Source organism: Sphingomonas sp. GC_Shp_5 (assembly GCF_026540855.1).
GTDB lineage: Bacteria > Pseudomonadota > Alphaproteobacteria > Sphingomonadales > Sphingomonadaceae > Sphingomonas.
Map to the genome: position 1 here is coordinate 14,651 of NZ_JALNUP010000008.1, position 14,237 is coordinate 28,887.

Here is a 14,237-nt window from a genome sequence, read left to right on the forward strand (position 1 = left end):
TTATCTGGTGGGCGTGGCAAGGATTGAACTTGCGACCCCTGCGATGTCAACACAGTGCTCTACCACTGAGCTACACGCCCACGAGAGATGGGCCGATTAGCCGGGGTGCCCCGGGTGCGCAAGCCCTCAATTCAATTCGGTGATGCTTCCCATCGCGAACAGGCGATCGATCTCCATCACCAGCTCGCGCAGGTGGAAGGGTTTGGAGAGTACGCGGGCGTTGGGCATCTCGCGTTCCACCTTCAGCGTCACCGCGGCGAAGCCGGTGATGAACATCACCCGCAGCCCCGGCACCATCTCGGCGGCACGGCGCGCCAGCTCGATGCCGTCCATCTCCGGCATGACGATGTCGGTGAGCAACAGGTCGAAGCGCTCGCTCTCCAGCAGCGGGATCGCCGCAGTGCCGCGATCCACCGCGCTGACGCCATAGCCGGCACGCTCCAGCGCGCGGGTGAGGTACTCGCGCATCACCTGGTCATCTTCGGCGAGCAGGATTCGGATCATGACGCAACAGTCCCTTCAGTCATGCTCCCTATGGCTGGCGCCCCAGCATTTTTCCAGCGCGCGCGCGGCCTGATGCGGCTAAGACGTGCCATAGATGGACGGATCGTTCGAGCTCCTGGGGAGTGCCCCCCCGGCCAGCCCTCTGGTGCTGTCGGTGCCGCACGCCGGCCGCGACTATCCGGCGGCGCTGTTCGCGGCGCTGCGGGTACCGATCGCGGCGTTGCTGCCGCTGGAGGATCGCCATGTGGACGCGGTGGCGCTGGCGGCGCGGGGAGTCGAGACGATGCTGGTCCAGCGGCGTCCGCGCGCCTGGATCGATCTCAACCGCAGCGAGGCCGAGCGCGACCCGCGCATCGACGAGGGTGCGCTGCCGAGCGCGCAGCCGAACCAATCCGCCAAGCTGCGCGGCGGCCTCGGCCTGGTGCCGCGCCGTACCGGCGGGTCGAGCGAATTGTGGCGGCGCCGGTTCGGCGCGGACGAGATCGCCGCGCGGATTGCCGAGGATTACCGGCCCTATCATGATCGGCTCGCCGGGCTGCTGGCGGCGGCGCGCGCGCGCTTCGGCATCGCCGTGTTGCTCGACGTGCATTCGATGCCGCCGCTCGCGAGCGGCGCGCAATTGGTGTTTGGCGACCGGTTCGGCCGCGCCGCCGCGTCGCGCTTCGTCGGCCGGCTGGAGGCAGAGGCGATGGCGTTCGGGATCAGGAGCGCGATCAACACGCCTTATGCCGGCGGCCATATCCTCGAGGCCCAGGCCGCGCCCGCGCGCGGAATCCACGCGATCCAGCTCGAGATCGATCGCAGCCTGTATCTCGATGGCATGCTCGAGGCGCTCGGCCCGGGCTTCGCGCGCACCGTGGCGGTGCTGCAGCGGATGCTGGCGGCGCTGGAAGACGAGGCGCTCGGCGCCGGCGAGGCGCTCGCCGCCGAATAAAAAAACCACCCCGTGTTGGAAGCACGGAGTGGCCAAGGTTCAGGGAGGAGGCACACCCGGAGGTGCGCCATACAGGCTCGCGAAAGGGGGGACACGAGCGCTGTACGAACAGTAAATAGGTGAGCCCTCGATTGGTTCAACCCAAACGCCGCGCCGCCCCAGTTTTTTTGATTCGCGCTGGCCGAGCCGCTCGTGCGCGCAACGACAACCGCCGGCGAGGGCCCTCGCCGGCGGCCATGATCCCGACAATACGGGCCGGAGACCGGTTTAGTTGAACTGCTGCTGGATCTGCGGCTGCGGCGCCTTGCCCTGCTGCACCTGGCGCGCGAAGATGTCGCGCATCAGCGACAGCGAGAACAGGTGGGCGTAGAGCAGCGGCAGCATGCCCGACTGCGACATCTTGCGCAGCTGGTCGCCGCGCAGCCCGGCGAGCTTCTCCTCGTTGACCATCTGGAAGCCGCGATAGATGAACGGCGGCTGCCCTTCCTGCACCTGGATGCTGACCTCGCCTTCCATCAGCAGCTCCGCCTCGCGCAGCTCCTTCATGAAGTTCTGGGTGCGGGCACCGGCCTGCTCGAACTGCTCGGCGAAGCCGAGGATCGACTTGGTGAGCTCGCTCGGCTGACCGTTCTCGAACAAGGGATCGCCGTCGTCGAACGCACCGATCGTCTGAGACGTCGGATCGAAGCACAGCGACAGCTCCTCGGCGTCGGGGCGCAGCCGGGCGAGCATGTACGGGTAACGGCGGACATAGGCCGGCACGTAGAAGTTGTTCTCGGTGAGCTTGCCCTCGTCGTCCATGAACACGTTGACGCCCTCGTTGAGGCCCATCAGCGCGAGCGGGATGGCATCGTCGCCGACCGAGAAGACGATCGGCATGAATCGCTGAACCAGCGGGAATTCGTCAACCGTGATCGGGATCGCATGCTGGCCGATCAGGAACGGCGCGGTCTGCTGCTGGCGGACCTTCCAAGTGCCGTGGGTATCGCTCGAGAGCGGCTCGAGGCCGTTGTAGAAAAGCGGAAGCGGCGCGCTGGCCATGAGGAAACTCTCCCATCGGGTGGATCGCGGCGCTGCTCGCCGATTGGCGCGAGGCTCTATTGCGCGCCGAGCGAGGGCGCAAGCGTCACGAGCTTGCCGGGGTTGAGGATGCCGAGTGGATCCATCGCCGATTTGACCGCGCGCAGCGCCGTCATCCGCGCCGGCGACGCCAGCCGCTCGAGCTCGGCGCGCTTCATCTGGCCGATGCCATGCTCAGCGGCGATTGAGCCGCCGGCGGCGACCACCAGATCGTCGACGAAGCGGGTCACCACCGGCACGTCCTCGGCATACCAATGCGCCGGATCGGTGCCGGGCGCGGCGCGGACATGGAAGTGGACGTTGCCGTCGCCGAGATGGCCGAAGCCGCTGGCATGGGTACCCGGGAAGCGCGCCTCGCACGCCGCCGCCGCGTCGATCATGAACCCGGGCATGCTGTCCACCGGTACCGAGATGTCGTGCTGCGACGCCGGGCCCAGCGCACGCTCCGAATCGGAGATCGATTCGCGGATCCGCCAGAACGCCTCGGCCTGGCCGTCGCTGGCGGCGATCGTCGCATCGGCGATGAGGCCGTCGGCGAGCGCGGCGGCGAGCAGTTCCTCGAGCAGCGGCTGCCCGCGCGCATCGGTCAGCTCGATCAGCAGGTGCCAGCTGTGGTCGCCCGCCAGCGGCGCGCGCGCGCCGGGAACATGCGCAAGCACCGCGGCCAGCGTCTCGCGCGGCAGGATCTCGAAGCTCTCCAGCGCGTCGGTCCGCGCCTGGATGCGCCGCAACAGCCGCAGCGCCGCGGCAGGATCGCCGGTTCCCGCCCAAGCCGTCGCCCGCGCCGCCGGCAGCGGCACCAGCCGTAGCGTTGCCGCGGTGATCACCGCCAGCGTGCCTTCGGCGCCGACCAGCAGCTGGGTGAGATCATAGCCGCGATTGTCCTTGCGCAGCGGCGACAGCCCGTCGTGGATCGCGCCATCGGCCAGCACCGCTTCCACCCCCGCCACCAGCCCGCGCATCGAGCCGAACCGCAGCACCTGGGTGCCGCCGGCGTTGGTCGAGACCAGCCCGCCGACCGTGGCATTGCCCTTGGCGCCGAGCGTCAGCGGGAAGCGGCGCTCGACGCCGAGCGCGGCGGCGTGGAGATCGGCGAGGATCACCCCCGCGTCGGCGACCGCAAGATGGGCCTCGGCATCGATCGCGCGGATCCGGTTCATCCGCCGCAGCGACAGGATCAGCGCCGAGCCGTCCGCCGGCGGCGTTGCGCCGCCCACCATCGAGCTGTTGCCACCCTGCGGCACCAGCGCCACGCGATGATGGGCCGCCGCGGCGACGATCGCCGCCACCTCGCGCGTGCTCTCCGGCGCCAGCAGCGCCGGCGCGCAGCCATGGAAGCGCTGCCGCCAATCGGTTTCCCAAGGCGTGATGTCGCCGCGCTCAGTGACGATCGTGCGCGGCCCCACCGTGCCGGCGAGCGCGTCGAGCAGCGCGCGCTGGGCGGCGGTCAGGTCGGATGGCGGCGGATCGATCACGGCCATCGCCGCTAGAACAAGTTCATCGCCCGTTCAACGATCGGCCCTACCAAGGTGGACGCCCGTGATGATCCACCCTGCCCTCCCCGTCCTGCTGCTCGCGCTGGCGGTGCCCGTCGCCGCGGCGCCGGAGGGGACGTTGGACCAGGAGCAGCTGGCGCAGCTGACCATCCACGAGCGGATCGTCATCCGCGTCCCGCGGATGCTCGGCCGCCGCGCGCCGGCGCCTGCCGCCACCGCGTGGAAGGAGAAGAAGGGCCCCAAGTGCATCGCCATCGCCGACCTCGGTGGGGCGATGGTGTCGCAGCCCGGCAGCGTCGACCTGGTGCTGACCGGCAACCGCCGCCTGCGCGCCAAGTTCGACGGCGATTGCGGGCCGATCGACTTCTATTCAGGCTTCTACCTGCGGCCTGCCGCCGACGGCCAGGTCTGCGCCAAGCGCGACGTGATCAGGATGCGATCGGGCACCAGTTGCCAGATCGATGCGTTCAAGATCCTCCGCCCCGAGCCATAACAGCGGCGGGATTTCGCGTTTTCTTGACTTTTGTGGCTAAATCCGCGAGCGCCGCAGGCGGTGCAGCGCGCTAGACGCTGCCATTTTTCGGACATTTGCATGAACTTCGCCGATCTCGGCCTTTCCGACGAACTCCTCAGCGCCGTCACGGAGGCTGGCTATTCAGAGCCGACTCCGATCCAGGCGAGCGCTATCCCCTCCGTGCTGATGATGCGCGACATCATCGGCATCGCCCAGACCGGCACCGGCAAGACCGCCGCCTTCGTGCTGCCGATGATCGACATCCTTGCCCACGGCCGCAGCCGCGCGCGGATGCCGCGCTCGCTGATCCTCGAGCCGACCCGCGAGCTTGCCGCACAGGTCGCCGAGAATTTCGAGAAATATGGCGCCGGCCACAAGCTGTCGATGGCGCTGCTGATCGGCGGCGTCTCGATGGGTGACCAGATCAAGGCGCTGGAAAAGGGCGTCGACGTGCTGATCGCGACACCCGGCCGGTTGATGGACCTGTTCGGCCGCGGCAACATCCTGCTCACCGGCTGCTCGATGCTGGTGATCGACGAGGCCGATCGCATGCTCGACATGGGGTTCATCCCCGATATCGAGGAAATCTGCACCAAGCTGCCCAAGCAGCGCCAGACCTTGCTCTTTTCGGCGACGATGCCGCCGCCGATCAAGAAGCTCGCCGACAAGTTCCTCGACAATCCCAAGACCGTCGAGGTGTCGCGTCCCGCCTCGACCAATCTCAGCATCAAGCAGGTGCTGGTGCCGGTCTCCGCCGTCGCCGCCAAGAAGCGCGACGCGCTGCGTCAGCTGCTCGGCCGCGAGGATGTGCGCAACGCGATCATCTTCTGCAACCGCAAGACCACCGTGCGCGAGCTCAACAAGAGCCTCAAGCAGCATGGCTTCAAGTCCGGCGAGATCCATGGCGACATGGAGCAGGCCCAGCGGATCGCCGAGCTCGACCTGTTCAAGGACGGCAAGATCAACATGCTGGTGGCGTCCGACGTCGCCGCGCGCGGGCTCGACATCAAGGGCGTCAGCCACGTCTTCAATTTCGACGCCCCCTGGCACCCTGACGACTACGTCCATCGCATCGGCCGCACCGGCCGCGGCGGTGCGACCGGGACCGCCTATACACTGATCACGCCCGACGACGCCGAGAATATCGCCAATATCGAAAAGCTCACCGGTCAGAAGATCGAGCGGCTGACGCTTGGCGACGATGCGCCCGAGGCCACCTCAGCCGCCACCGGCGCCGACGAGTGCCGCCGCGGCCGCCGCGAGCGCACGCCGCGCGGCGACGCGGGCCGTGCCGCGCCCGTCCCTGCCGAGGCCGCCGCCCCGGCCGCCGACGCCGCGCCTGCCAAGCCCGGCCGTGCGCGTCGCCGTCCCCGCCAGGCCGACGCCGAGGCGCCTGCTGAGATGGTCGCCGCCGCCGTGCCCGAGATCGATGATCGCGCCGAGGCACCCGCGCCGGTCGCCCGCGTGCCTGAGCGCGCTCCCGAACGCACAGCGGCACGCATGCCTGATCGAGTCGCCGCCCCGCGCCACGACGAACCACGCCGCCGCCCGCGCCGCGACGAGCGCGATGACGGGCCGGATGTCGGCTGGAACGGGCCGATCCCGGACTTCCTCAACGCGATCATCAACCCTTAAGCGATCGGCAGTGGTTGCGCGCGCCGCCTGACGATGCCGCAACCACCGTCCCCCCGGGCCGTGGCCGCCCCCTATCGCTAAACTTCGCCGGTTATCGGGTGCACATTCTCTTTGTCGACACGCCCGCGCGCAGGGCTATCTAGCCTGATGGCTGCAAAGGAATTCTGCTTGATGCGCTCGATCTTCTCTCGCCCTGCCCTGATCGCGGCGGCATGTGCCGCGGTGGCGGTCCCCAGCCTCGGCGCCGATGCCGCCGTACGGGCGCCCAAGGTAGCGGCCAGCTTCGACCAGCTCGCCAAGCCGCTGCCGCTGCCCTATGACGAGGCCGCCAACGCCGATGCCAAGATCGCCGCCGCGCGCGCGCGGGCGATCCGCGGCCACAAGCGGCTGCTGATCGATCTTGGCGGCAACTGGTGTCTCGATTGCCGGCTGCTCGCCGGCGTGATCGACCTGCCCGCCGTCCACCGCTTCGTTGCCCAGCATTATGAGGTCGTCACCGTCGATGTCGGCCGGTTCGACAAGAACGGCCAGGTGCCCGCGCGCTATGGCATCACCGGGCGGCTTGCCGGCGTGCCGGCAGTGCTTATCGTCGATCCGCGCACCGATCGGCTGGTCAACAAGGGTCATGAGACCGCGCTTGCCGATGCCCGGTCGATGACGCCGCAGGCGCTTGCTGACTGGCTGGCACAATGGGCCGCCTGATCGACGGCTCGCGGGCTCGTTGATCGCGCCGTGGCGCCCCCATCAACGGGGGCGCCACGCCATCGCCCCGTGGTTACGCCGTCGTTATGCCGCCGCGGCGATGGCGGCATCGTCCAGGCCGGACGCACGCTGATAGGCGGCGCGCGCCGTTAGTCGCTCGGCATAAGCGGCAAATGTGTCGCGGCTCGGCAGCGAGCCGAACTGGAGCCCCCAGATCACCTGGGCGCCGACATAGACATCGGCGGCGGTGAACCGGTCGCCGGCAATGAATGGATGGGCCGCCACCGCGGCCTCCAGCACGTCGACCACCGAGTCATAGGAGCCATAGCCGACGAACCGCTGCTGCCGGTCGTCCGGCACCACCCCGAGCGAGCGGTTGGTGACCGCCGCCTCGACCGGCCCTGCGGCGTAGAACAGCCAACGGAAGTAATCGGCCCGCTCGTCGTCGCGCGGCGCGAGTTCGGCGTCGGGGAAACTCTCGGCGAGATAGGCGCAGATCGCGGCACATTCGGTGACGACCTTGCCCCGGTGGACCAGCGCCGGCACCTTGCCCATCGGGTTGATCGACAGATACGACGGCTGTTTCATCGCCTCGGCATAATTGAGCAGCACCACCTCATACGGCGCGCTGACCTCTTCGAGCATCCAGCGTGCGATCCGGCCCCGCGATTGCGGGTTGGTGTAGAGGGTAAGGTCCGTCGCCATCATCCGTTTCCCCGAGTCGATGGAACGAAGGTGGAACGGAACGGCGTCAGCCGTCAAGCCGCTGGTGGAGGAAAGCGATCGTTCGCTGCCAGGCCAATGCCGCCGCGGCCGCGTTGTAGCGATCCGCCGACGTGTCGTTGTTGAACGCGTGATCGACATCCGGATAGGTGAAGGCTTCCACCGATTTGCCGGCTGCCTTGAGCGCTGCGGTCCACGGCACCCCGCCCGCATTCACCCGGGCGTCCTTGCCGGCATAATGAAGCATCAGCGCCGCCTGCACCTTGGCGGCCTCCGACGGCGCCGGCGCCGGGCCATAATAAGCGACACCGGCGGTGAGCGCGGTGCCCGCCGCCACGGCGAGGCGGTCGACGAACGCCCCGCCCCAGCAGAAGCCCACCGCGCCCACCTTGCCCGAGCTGCGCTGCCGGCTGCCCATCTTGGCCATCATCGACTGCACCTGCGCGAGCGCGAGATCATAGTCGGCGGTGCCGATCAGCGTCCGCGCGCGATCCTCGTCGACGGGGGTGCCGCCCTGCGGCGCGAGCAGGTCGGGCGCGACGGCGATGAAGCCGGCCAGCGCGATCCGCCGCGCGACATCCTGGATATGCGGGGTGAGGCCGCGATTCTCGTGGATTACCAGCACCAGGCCGCGCTTGGTCGCTGCCCCCTGGCGCGCCATTGCCAGATAGGCGCGGCTCGGTTTGCCAGCATCGGTGCCGGTGAGCATCCGTGTCTTGAGCCGCGGATCGGCGGGATCGATCAGCGCCGCCGCGGCCGGCGAGGCGGCGATGCCGGCGATCAGCGCCTCGGCCGCTACCGCCGAGCCGGCGAGCGCGGTCATCTGCTTGAGCAGGGTCCGGCGATCGTGATGCTCATGGGTAAAGGCATCGTACAGCTGGACGGCGGCATCGTGCAGGTCGGACATGGCGGCTCCCGTTCGTGCAAAGGCACGCGGAGGCTAGATCAGCCGGGCGGTGGGAGCCACCCCGTTTGTCGGCCGAGCGGCCATTTCCACTCGGCCGGCGCCAATCAGCGCTTGAACGGGTCCTCGAACAGCGCCCGTGCCTCGGCGGCGGGGTCCTGCGGGCCGGCCTCGGGATCGCGCAACGCCGCTTCGCGCTCGGCGCGCAGCTGGGTGAGCAGCGCCTCGCGATCGCCTTCGAGGCGGGTGTCGGTCGGCGCCGCCTCGATGCCCGCCGACTTGGCGGCCTTGGCAACGGCCGCGTCGAGCTCGCGCTGGGTGGTGAGGCCCAGTGTCACCGGATCCTTGGGGGTAATGTTGGCGATGTTCCAATGGCTGCGGTCGCGGATCGCCGCGATCGTCGTCCGCGTGGTGCCGATCAGATTGCCGATCGCGCCGTCGGTGATCTCCGGATGGTTGCGGATGATCCAGGAGATGCCGTCGGGCTTGTCCTGCCGCTTGGATACCGGCGTGTAGCGCGGGCCCTTGGTACGGCGGACCTGCTCGGGGCCCTTGATGATCTTGAGCCGGTAATCGGGGTCGGCCTGACCTTTGTCGATCTCTTCCTGCGCCAGCTCGTGCGCGCGCACCGGATCGCGCCCGGTCAGCTTGGCACCCGCGGTATCGTCGGCGATCGCCTGCACCTCGAGGATGTGCAGCCCGCAGAATTCCGCGATCTGCTCGAACGAGAGCGAGGTATTGTCGACCAGCCAGGAGGCGGTCGCATGAGGCATGAGCGGCTGGGCCACGGGCGAACTCCGTCAGAAATAAATAGGGCCGCCCCATTCGGAGCGGCCTCGCATGGCACCCGATGTACCGCGGGCGTTGCCCAAGAGCAACCCGTGGCAAGATTCGTCGGCGATTGATGCAACTGTCACAAAACTGATTTAAGCGGTCTCATCTCGTTACAGGGGAATAGTATATGACGATCATCAAGGGCGCTGCTGCCGCCATCACCGGGCTCGCGCTCCTCGCCGCCCCCGTTGCCGCCGTCGCCGCCTCGGCCAACCCAGCCGCCAGCCTGTCGGTCGCGCGCACCCGCGCCGCTGCTCCAAGCGCCCATGCCAGCAAGCTTGGCGCCTCGGTGCCGACCACCACGCTGATCAGCATCGGCATCCTCGCCGCGCTGACCGGCATCGTGCTCGCGGTCACCGGCGGTGACGACGACGATTCGGCCGACAGCAACTAAGCGCGCGGCGCTGCCGCACGGCAGCCCCGCCTCGACGGTCACGGCCCCGCATTCCGCCGGATGTCGGGGCCGCTGTTTCGTCGGTGTCAGATCACCTGCAGCACGATCTTGCCGACATGGTCGCCGGCCTCCATCCGGGCATGCGCCGCCGCCGCCTCGCCCAGCGGGTAGACCTGGTCGATCACCGGTCGCAATCGCCCGCCCTCGACATGCGGCCACACGGTGCGCACCAGTTCGTCGGCGACCAGCGACTTGAACGCACTGTCACGCGCGCGCAGCGTCGAGCCGGTCAGGGTGAGCCGCCGCGCCATTACCTGCCACAGCGGGATCGTCGCCTCGGCGCCGCGTTGCACCGCGATCGAGACGTGGCGGCCATCGTCGGCGAGGCACTGGAGGTTGCGCGGCACATAGTCGCCGCCGACCATGTCGAGCACCGCGGCGACTCCCTTGCCCTCGGTGATCGCCTTTACCCGCTCGACGAAATCCTCCGTCTTGTAGTTGATCGCATGCGCGGCGCCGAGCTCGAGCGCGATCTGCGCCTTGGCATCGGAGCCGACGGTGACGATCACCGTCACGCCGAACAAGGCGCCGAGCGCGATCGCCATGGTGCCGATGCCGCTGGTGCCGCCATGCACCAGCACGGTATCGCCCTCGGTGGCGAAGGCGCGCTCGAACAAGTTGGTCCACACCGTGAACAGCGTTTCCGGGATCGCCGCCGCCTCCACCATCGACATGCCCTCGGGGATCGGCAGGCACTGGCCGAACGGCACCGCGACATATTGCGCATAGCCGCCGCCGGCGAGCAGCGCGCACACCGGCTGGCCGATCAGTTCGGCCATCATGTCCTCGCCGACTGCGACGACGGTGCCGGCGACCTCCAGCCCGGGGATCGAGGGCGCGCCGGGCGGCGGCGGATATTTACCCTCGCGCTGGATCACGTCGGGGCGGTTCACCCCGGCGGCGGCGACGCGGATCAGCACCTCGCCCGCCGCGGGCTGCGGCACCGGCCGCTCAACAAGGCGGAGTACTTCGGAGCCGCCGTTCTCCTCCGGATCAATCGCGTGCATCGTCTGGGGCATCGCATTCATCCGGTCGCATCCTGGATTTGAGGGCTGTCGGCTTATTGACATCACCGGGGCGAGGGTCAACGTAGTAAGGTAATGGAATTGGACGACGCCCGCCCGCGTCCCGACGACGCTTTGACCGAGCTGATCCGCCAGGACCTCGATCCGCTGTCGGTCGCCGAACTCGAATCGCGCATCACCGTGCTGGAGGGCGAAATCGCCCGCTCTCGCCTCAAGCTCGAACATGCCGTTAAGCATCGCGCAAGCGCCGACGCGCTATTCAGACAGTGACGCTGCGGGGCACCTCGTCGCGACTCGCAACGGTGCCGTGTGACGCCCGATCAGGGGCCCGGATTGCCTGCTTTCAAGTGCTTGATGCGCGTGACCATCGTCCCGACATTGCAGAAAAGGGCCCGGCCGCTGCTAGGACCCGACTGGAGTAGATTGAATGCCCTCATTCGCCCCCGCGCTCGAGACGACGCTGCACAAGGCGCTCGAAGCCGCATCGTCCCGACGCCACGAATATGCCACGCTGGAGCATCTGCTGCTCGCGCTGATCGATGACGATCATGCCTCCAAGGTGATGGAGGCCTGCAAGGTCGATCTCGGCGAGCTCAAGACCACCGTTGCCCATTATCTCGACACCGAGCTCGATGCGCTCAAGGTCGATGCCGCCACCGATCCCTCGCCCACCAGCGGCTTCCAGCGCGTCGTGCAGCGCGCGATCCTCCACGTCCAGTCGTCGGGCCGCGACGAGGTGACCGGCGCCAACGTGCTGGTGGCGCTGTTCAGCGAGCGCGAGAGCTACGCCGTCTATTTCCTGCAGCAGCAGGACATGAGCCGCCTCGACGCGGTGAGCTTCATCAGCCACGGCGTCGGCAAGGGCGCCACCACGGGCGAGACCTCGACGCCCAAGGGCGCCGATGACGAAAAACCCGCCAAGGGACAGGAGAAGGGCAAGACGGAAAGCGCGCTCAAGCAATTCACCGTCGATCTCAATGAGAAGGCCAAGATCGGCAAGGTCGATCCGCTGATCGGCCGCGGGCCGGAGGTGGATCGCACGATCCAAATCCTGTGCCGTCGCTCCAAGAACAACCCGCTGTATGTCGGCGATCCCGGCGTCGGCAAGACCGCGATCGCCGAAGGCTTGGCGCGCAAGATCGTCGAGGGCGAGGTTCCCGATGTGCTCAAGGAGGCGGTGATCTACAGCCTCGACATGGGCGCGCTGCTGGCCGGCACGCGCTATCGCGGCGATTTCGAGGAGCGGTTGAAGGCGGTCGTCAACGAGCTCGAGAAGATGCCGCATGCGGTGTTGTTCATCGACGAAATCCACACCGTGATCGGTGCCGGCGCCACCAGCGGCGGGGCGATGGACGCCTCCAACCTGCTCAAGCCCGCGCTCAGCGGCGGCTCGATCCGCTGCATCGGCTCGACCACCTACAAGGAGTTCCGCAACCACTTCGAAAAGGATCGCGCGCTGCTGCGCCGCTTCCAGAAGATCGACGTCAACGAGCCGACGATCGAGGATACGATCAAGATCCTCGCCGGCTTGCGCTCGGCGTTCGAGGATCACCACAAGGTGAAGTACACGCCCGAGGCGATCAAATCGGCGGTGGAGCTTTCCGCGCGCTACATCAACGACCGCAAGCTGCCGGACAAGGCGATCGACGTGATCGACGAGGTTGGCGCGATGCAGATGCTGGTGCCCGCCAACAAGCGCAAGAAGACGATCACCGCCAAGGAGATCGAGGCTGTCATCGCCACCATGGCGCGGATCCCGCCGAAATCGGTCTCGACCGACGACAAGGCGCAGCTCGAGAGCCTGGAGACCGATCTCAAGCGCGTGGTGTTCGGCCAGAACAGCGCGATCGAGAAGCTCGCCTCGGCGATCAAGCTCGCCCGCGCCGGCCTGCGCGAACCCGAAAAGCCGATCGGCAACTATCTGTTCACCGGCCCCACCGGCGTCGGCAAGACGGAGGTCGCCAAGCAGCTGTCATCAATCCTCGGCATTCCGCTGCAGCGGTTCGACATGTCCGAATATATGGAGCGTCACTCGGTCAGCCGGCTGATCGGCGCGCCTCCGGGCTATGTCGGGTTCGACCAGGGCGGCCTGCTCACCGATGCGGTCGACCAGAACCCGCATTGCGTGCTGCTGCTCGACGAGATCGAAAAGGCGCATCCGGACCTGTTCAACATCCTGCTGCAGGTGATGGACAACGGCCGGCTCACCGACCAGCACGGCAAGACGGTCGATTTCAGGAACGTCATCCTGATCATGACCACCAATGCCGGCGCGTCCGACATGGCCCGCGAGACGGTCGGCTTCGGCAATCTCACCCGCGAGGGCGAGGACGAGCAGGCGGTGCAGAAGATGTTCACGCCGGAGTTCCGCAACCGGCTCGATGCCATCGTGCCGTTCGGTTACCTGCCGACCGAGGTGGTCGCGCGAGTGGTGGACAAGTTCATCCTCCAGCTCGAGCTCCAGCTTGCCGATCGCAACGTCCACATCAACCTGGACGATGCCGCCAAGAGCTGGCTGACCGAAAAGGGCTATGACAAGCTGTACGGCGCACGCCCGATGGGCCGCCTGATCCAGGAGAAGATCAAGCAGCCGCTCGCCGAGGAACTGCTGTTCGGCAAGCTGGTCCATGGCGGCGAGGTGACGGTGAGAATGAAAGACGGTGCGCTGTCGTTCGCGATCGAGCCGGCCGCCCCCAAGAAGCCCAAGAAAAAGGGCAAGGCGGAGCCCGTCGACGCCAAGTAAAGCGCCGGCGCTCCCTCGATTGTTGCCTCCGAAACGGATCGGTCCCAGCGGGACCGGTCCGTTTTCGTGTTAATTCGCCTGGGTGTCTCGTTCAGACGATCCCGATCAGCCACATGCCATCGGCGGCGATGCGCCGGGCGTGTTCGGCCACCCGGCGGCGATCGCTGCGGCCGATGCGCGCGCGTTTGCCGAGATAGCCGCGGCCCGCGTGATCAGCGATGCCGCGGTCCGCTTCTGGATCGGCGGCTGGGGTGGTGCCGTGCCGAGCCGACCGACCGTCGAGCCCAGCCGGCCCGGGCCCGCGCCGTCGCTGGTGTGGAGCGAGGGCGCAATCGCCGATCTCGAGCATATCCGCCGCTACCTTACCGCCTTCGATCCCGCGGCAGCATGCCGCTTCGCCGATCGGGTGACGGCGATGGCCGCGGCGCTGGAGCGGGACGCGGCAGTGCTGCCGCCCGGCATCGGCCGGCGCGACACGCTCCGCCCCTTTACCTTACGCTATCACCTTGCCCACGGCGCCTTGGCGGTCATGTGGATCAGGCAGACTCACGATGGCAGTCGCTAGGTCGACCGCGGTCCAACGTGACCCGAATGGTGCGGCGCCGACGTGACCAGCAAATATTTCTCAAGCGGCTTAACGCGCTGATTCGGTCCAGCAGCGCTAAGACGTTGAACTTGCGAGCGCCCGC

15 protein-coding genes and 1 tRNA gene are annotated in these 14,237 nt (G+C 67.8%); 8 read left to right on the forward strand and 8 right to left on the reverse strand.

Going from position 1 to position 14,237, the window contains the following annotated elements; genetic code table 11:
• Window positions 1-5 precede the first annotated feature (5 nt).
• Window positions 6-80: transfer RNA gene (locus OXR60_RS08115), tRNA-Val, on the reverse strand.
• A 46-nt stretch (window positions 81-126) separates the two neighbouring features.
• On the reverse strand, window positions 127-504 hold the full coding sequence (locus tag OXR60_RS08120; protein ID WP_267395348.1) for a response regulator: 378 nt from the start codon (window positions 502-504) through the stop codon (window positions 127-129).
• 94 nt (window positions 505-598) lie between these two features.
• Between OXR60_RS08120 and OXR60_RS08125 the strand changes: the two genes are divergently transcribed.
• Complete coding sequence (locus tag OXR60_RS08125; protein ID WP_267395349.1) at window positions 599-1,438, forward strand: N-formylglutamate amidohydrolase; 840 nt, start codon at window positions 599-601, stop codon at window positions 1,436-1,438.
• A gap of 267 nt (window positions 1,439-1,705) precedes the next feature.
• On the opposite strand, the gene OXR60_RS08130 is transcribed toward OXR60_RS08125, so the two are convergent.
• Together OXR60_RS08130 and OXR60_RS08135 are read right to left on the reverse strand one after the other, a co-directional pair.
• Window positions 1,706-2,479, reverse strand: coding sequence for a SapC family protein (locus OXR60_RS08130; RefSeq protein WP_267395350.1), 774 nt, complete (start codon window positions 2,477-2,479; stop codon window positions 1,706-1,708).
• Between the two features lie 56 nt (window positions 2,480-2,535).
• Complete coding sequence (locus OXR60_RS08135; RefSeq protein WP_267395351.1) at window positions 2,536-3,999, reverse strand: FAD-binding oxidoreductase; 1,464 nt, start codon at window positions 3,997-3,999, stop codon at window positions 2,536-2,538.
• A gap of 61 nt (window positions 4,000-4,060) precedes the next feature.
• Between OXR60_RS08135 and OXR60_RS08140 the strand changes: the two genes are divergently transcribed.
• From OXR60_RS08140 to OXR60_RS08150, 3 genes are all read left to right on the forward strand, one after another.
• Complete coding sequence (locus tag OXR60_RS08140; protein ID WP_267395353.1) at window positions 4,061-4,507, forward strand: hypothetical protein; 447 nt, start codon at window positions 4,061-4,063, stop codon at window positions 4,505-4,507.
• A gap of 99 nt (window positions 4,508-4,606) precedes the next feature.
• Complete coding sequence (locus OXR60_RS08145) at window positions 4,607-6,163, forward strand: DEAD/DEAH box helicase (protein ID WP_267395354.1); 1,557 nt, start codon at window positions 4,607-4,609, stop codon at window positions 6,161-6,163.
• Window positions 6,164-6,334: 171 nt separating this feature from the next.
• Window positions 6,335-6,865 (forward strand): thioredoxin family protein, encoded by a 531-nt coding sequence (locus tag OXR60_RS08150; RefSeq protein ID WP_267395356.1) that lies wholly within the window; start codon window positions 6,335-6,337, stop codon window positions 6,863-6,865.
• An 84-nt stretch (window positions 6,866-6,949) separates the two neighbouring features.
• On the opposite strand, the gene OXR60_RS08155 is transcribed toward OXR60_RS08150, so the two are convergent.
• From OXR60_RS08155 to OXR60_RS08165, 3 genes are all read right to left on the reverse strand, one after another.
• The gene (locus tag OXR60_RS08155) at window positions 6,950-7,570 is read right to left on the reverse strand and encodes a glutathione S-transferase family protein (protein ID WP_267395359.1); all 621 of its coding nucleotides are present in this window, start codon (window positions 7,568-7,570) and stop codon (window positions 6,950-6,952) included.
• 46 nt (window positions 7,571-7,616) lie between these two features.
• Complete coding sequence (locus tag OXR60_RS08160) at window positions 7,617-8,495, reverse strand: dienelactone hydrolase family protein (RefSeq protein WP_267395360.1); 879 nt, start codon at window positions 8,493-8,495, stop codon at window positions 7,617-7,619.
• 104 nt (window positions 8,496-8,599) lie between these two features.
• Entirely contained in the window at window positions 8,600-9,280 is a 681-nt protein-coding gene (locus tag OXR60_RS08165) for a DUF1013 domain-containing protein (protein WP_267395361.1), read from the reverse strand.
• A gap of 173 nt (window positions 9,281-9,453) precedes the next feature.
• Between OXR60_RS08165 and OXR60_RS08170 the strand changes: the two genes are divergently transcribed.
• On the forward strand, window positions 9,454-9,720 hold the full coding sequence (locus OXR60_RS08170) for a hypothetical protein (RefSeq protein WP_267395363.1): 267 nt from the start codon (window positions 9,454-9,456) through the stop codon (window positions 9,718-9,720).
• 86 nt (window positions 9,721-9,806) lie between these two features.
• On the opposite strand, the gene OXR60_RS08175 is transcribed toward OXR60_RS08170, so the two are convergent.
• Complete coding sequence (locus tag OXR60_RS08175) at window positions 9,807-10,808, reverse strand: NAD(P)H-quinone oxidoreductase (protein WP_267395365.1); 1,002 nt, start codon at window positions 10,806-10,808, stop codon at window positions 9,807-9,809.
• Window positions 10,809-10,880: 72 nt separating this feature from the next.
• On the opposite strand from OXR60_RS08175, the gene OXR60_RS08180 reads away from it, so the two are divergent.
• From OXR60_RS08180 to OXR60_RS19975, 3 genes are all read left to right on the forward strand, one after another.
• Window positions 10,881-11,075 (forward strand): DUF1192 domain-containing protein, encoded by a 195-nt coding sequence (locus OXR60_RS08180; protein WP_267395366.1) that lies wholly within the window; start codon window positions 10,881-10,883, stop codon window positions 11,073-11,075.
• Between the two features lie 157 nt (window positions 11,076-11,232).
• Window positions 11,233-13,548 carry an ATP-dependent Clp protease ATP-binding subunit ClpA gene (gene clpA, locus OXR60_RS08185; protein ID WP_267395367.1) on the forward strand — a complete coding sequence of 772 codons (2,316 nt, stop codon included), beginning with the start codon at window positions 11,233-11,235 and terminating at the stop codon, window positions 13,546-13,548.
• A gap of 82 nt (window positions 13,549-13,630) precedes the next feature.
• Complete coding sequence (locus tag OXR60_RS19975; RefSeq protein ID WP_267395368.1) at window positions 13,631-14,113, forward strand: type II toxin-antitoxin system RelE/ParE family toxin; 483 nt, start codon at window positions 13,631-13,633, stop codon at window positions 14,111-14,113.
• Window positions 14,114-14,237 lie beyond the last annotated feature (124 nt).

Coding starts and splice junctions, on each gene's coding strand:
- OXR60_RS08120 (WP_267395348.1), bottom strand. CDS start 504: ATGATCCGAATCCTGCTCGCCGAAGATGACCAGGTGATGCGCGAGTAC.
- OXR60_RS08125 (WP_267395349.1), top strand. CDS start 599: ATGGACGGATCGTTCGAGCTCCTGGGGAGTGCCCCCCCGGCCAGCCCT.
- OXR60_RS08130 (WP_267395350.1), bottom strand. CDS start 2,479: ATGGCCAGCGCGCCGCTTCCGCTTTTCTACAACGGCCTCGAGCCGCTC.
- OXR60_RS08135 (WP_267395351.1), bottom strand. CDS start 3,999: ATGGCCGTGATCGATCCGCCGCCATCCGACCTGACCGCCGCCCAGCGC.
- OXR60_RS08140 (WP_267395353.1), top strand. CDS start 4,061: ATGATCCACCCTGCCCTCCCCGTCCTGCTGCTCGCGCTGGCGGTGCCC.
- OXR60_RS08145 (WP_267395354.1), top strand. CDS start 4,607: ATGAACTTCGCCGATCTCGGCCTTTCCGACGAACTCCTCAGCGCCGTC.
- OXR60_RS08150 (WP_267395356.1), top strand. CDS start 6,335: ATGCGCTCGATCTTCTCTCGCCCTGCCCTGATCGCGGCGGCATGTGCC.
- OXR60_RS08155 (WP_267395359.1), bottom strand. CDS start 7,570: ATGGCGACGGACCTTACCCTCTACACCAACCCGCAATCGCGGGGCCGG.
- OXR60_RS08160 (WP_267395360.1), bottom strand. CDS start 8,495: ATGTCCGACCTGCACGATGCCGCCGTCCAGCTGTACGATGCCTTTACC.
- OXR60_RS08170 (WP_267395363.1), top strand. CDS start 9,454: ATGACGATCATCAAGGGCGCTGCTGCCGCCATCACCGGGCTCGCGCTC.
- OXR60_RS08175 (WP_267395365.1), bottom strand. CDS start 10,808: ATGAATGCGATGCCCCAGACGATGCACGCGATTGATCCGGAGGAGAAC.
- OXR60_RS08180 (WP_267395366.1), top strand. CDS start 10,881: ATGGAATTGGACGACGCCCGCCCGCGTCCCGACGACGCTTTGACCGAG.
- clpA (WP_267395367.1), top strand. CDS start 11,233: ATGCCCTCATTCGCCCCCGCGCTCGAGACGACGCTGCACAAGGCGCTC.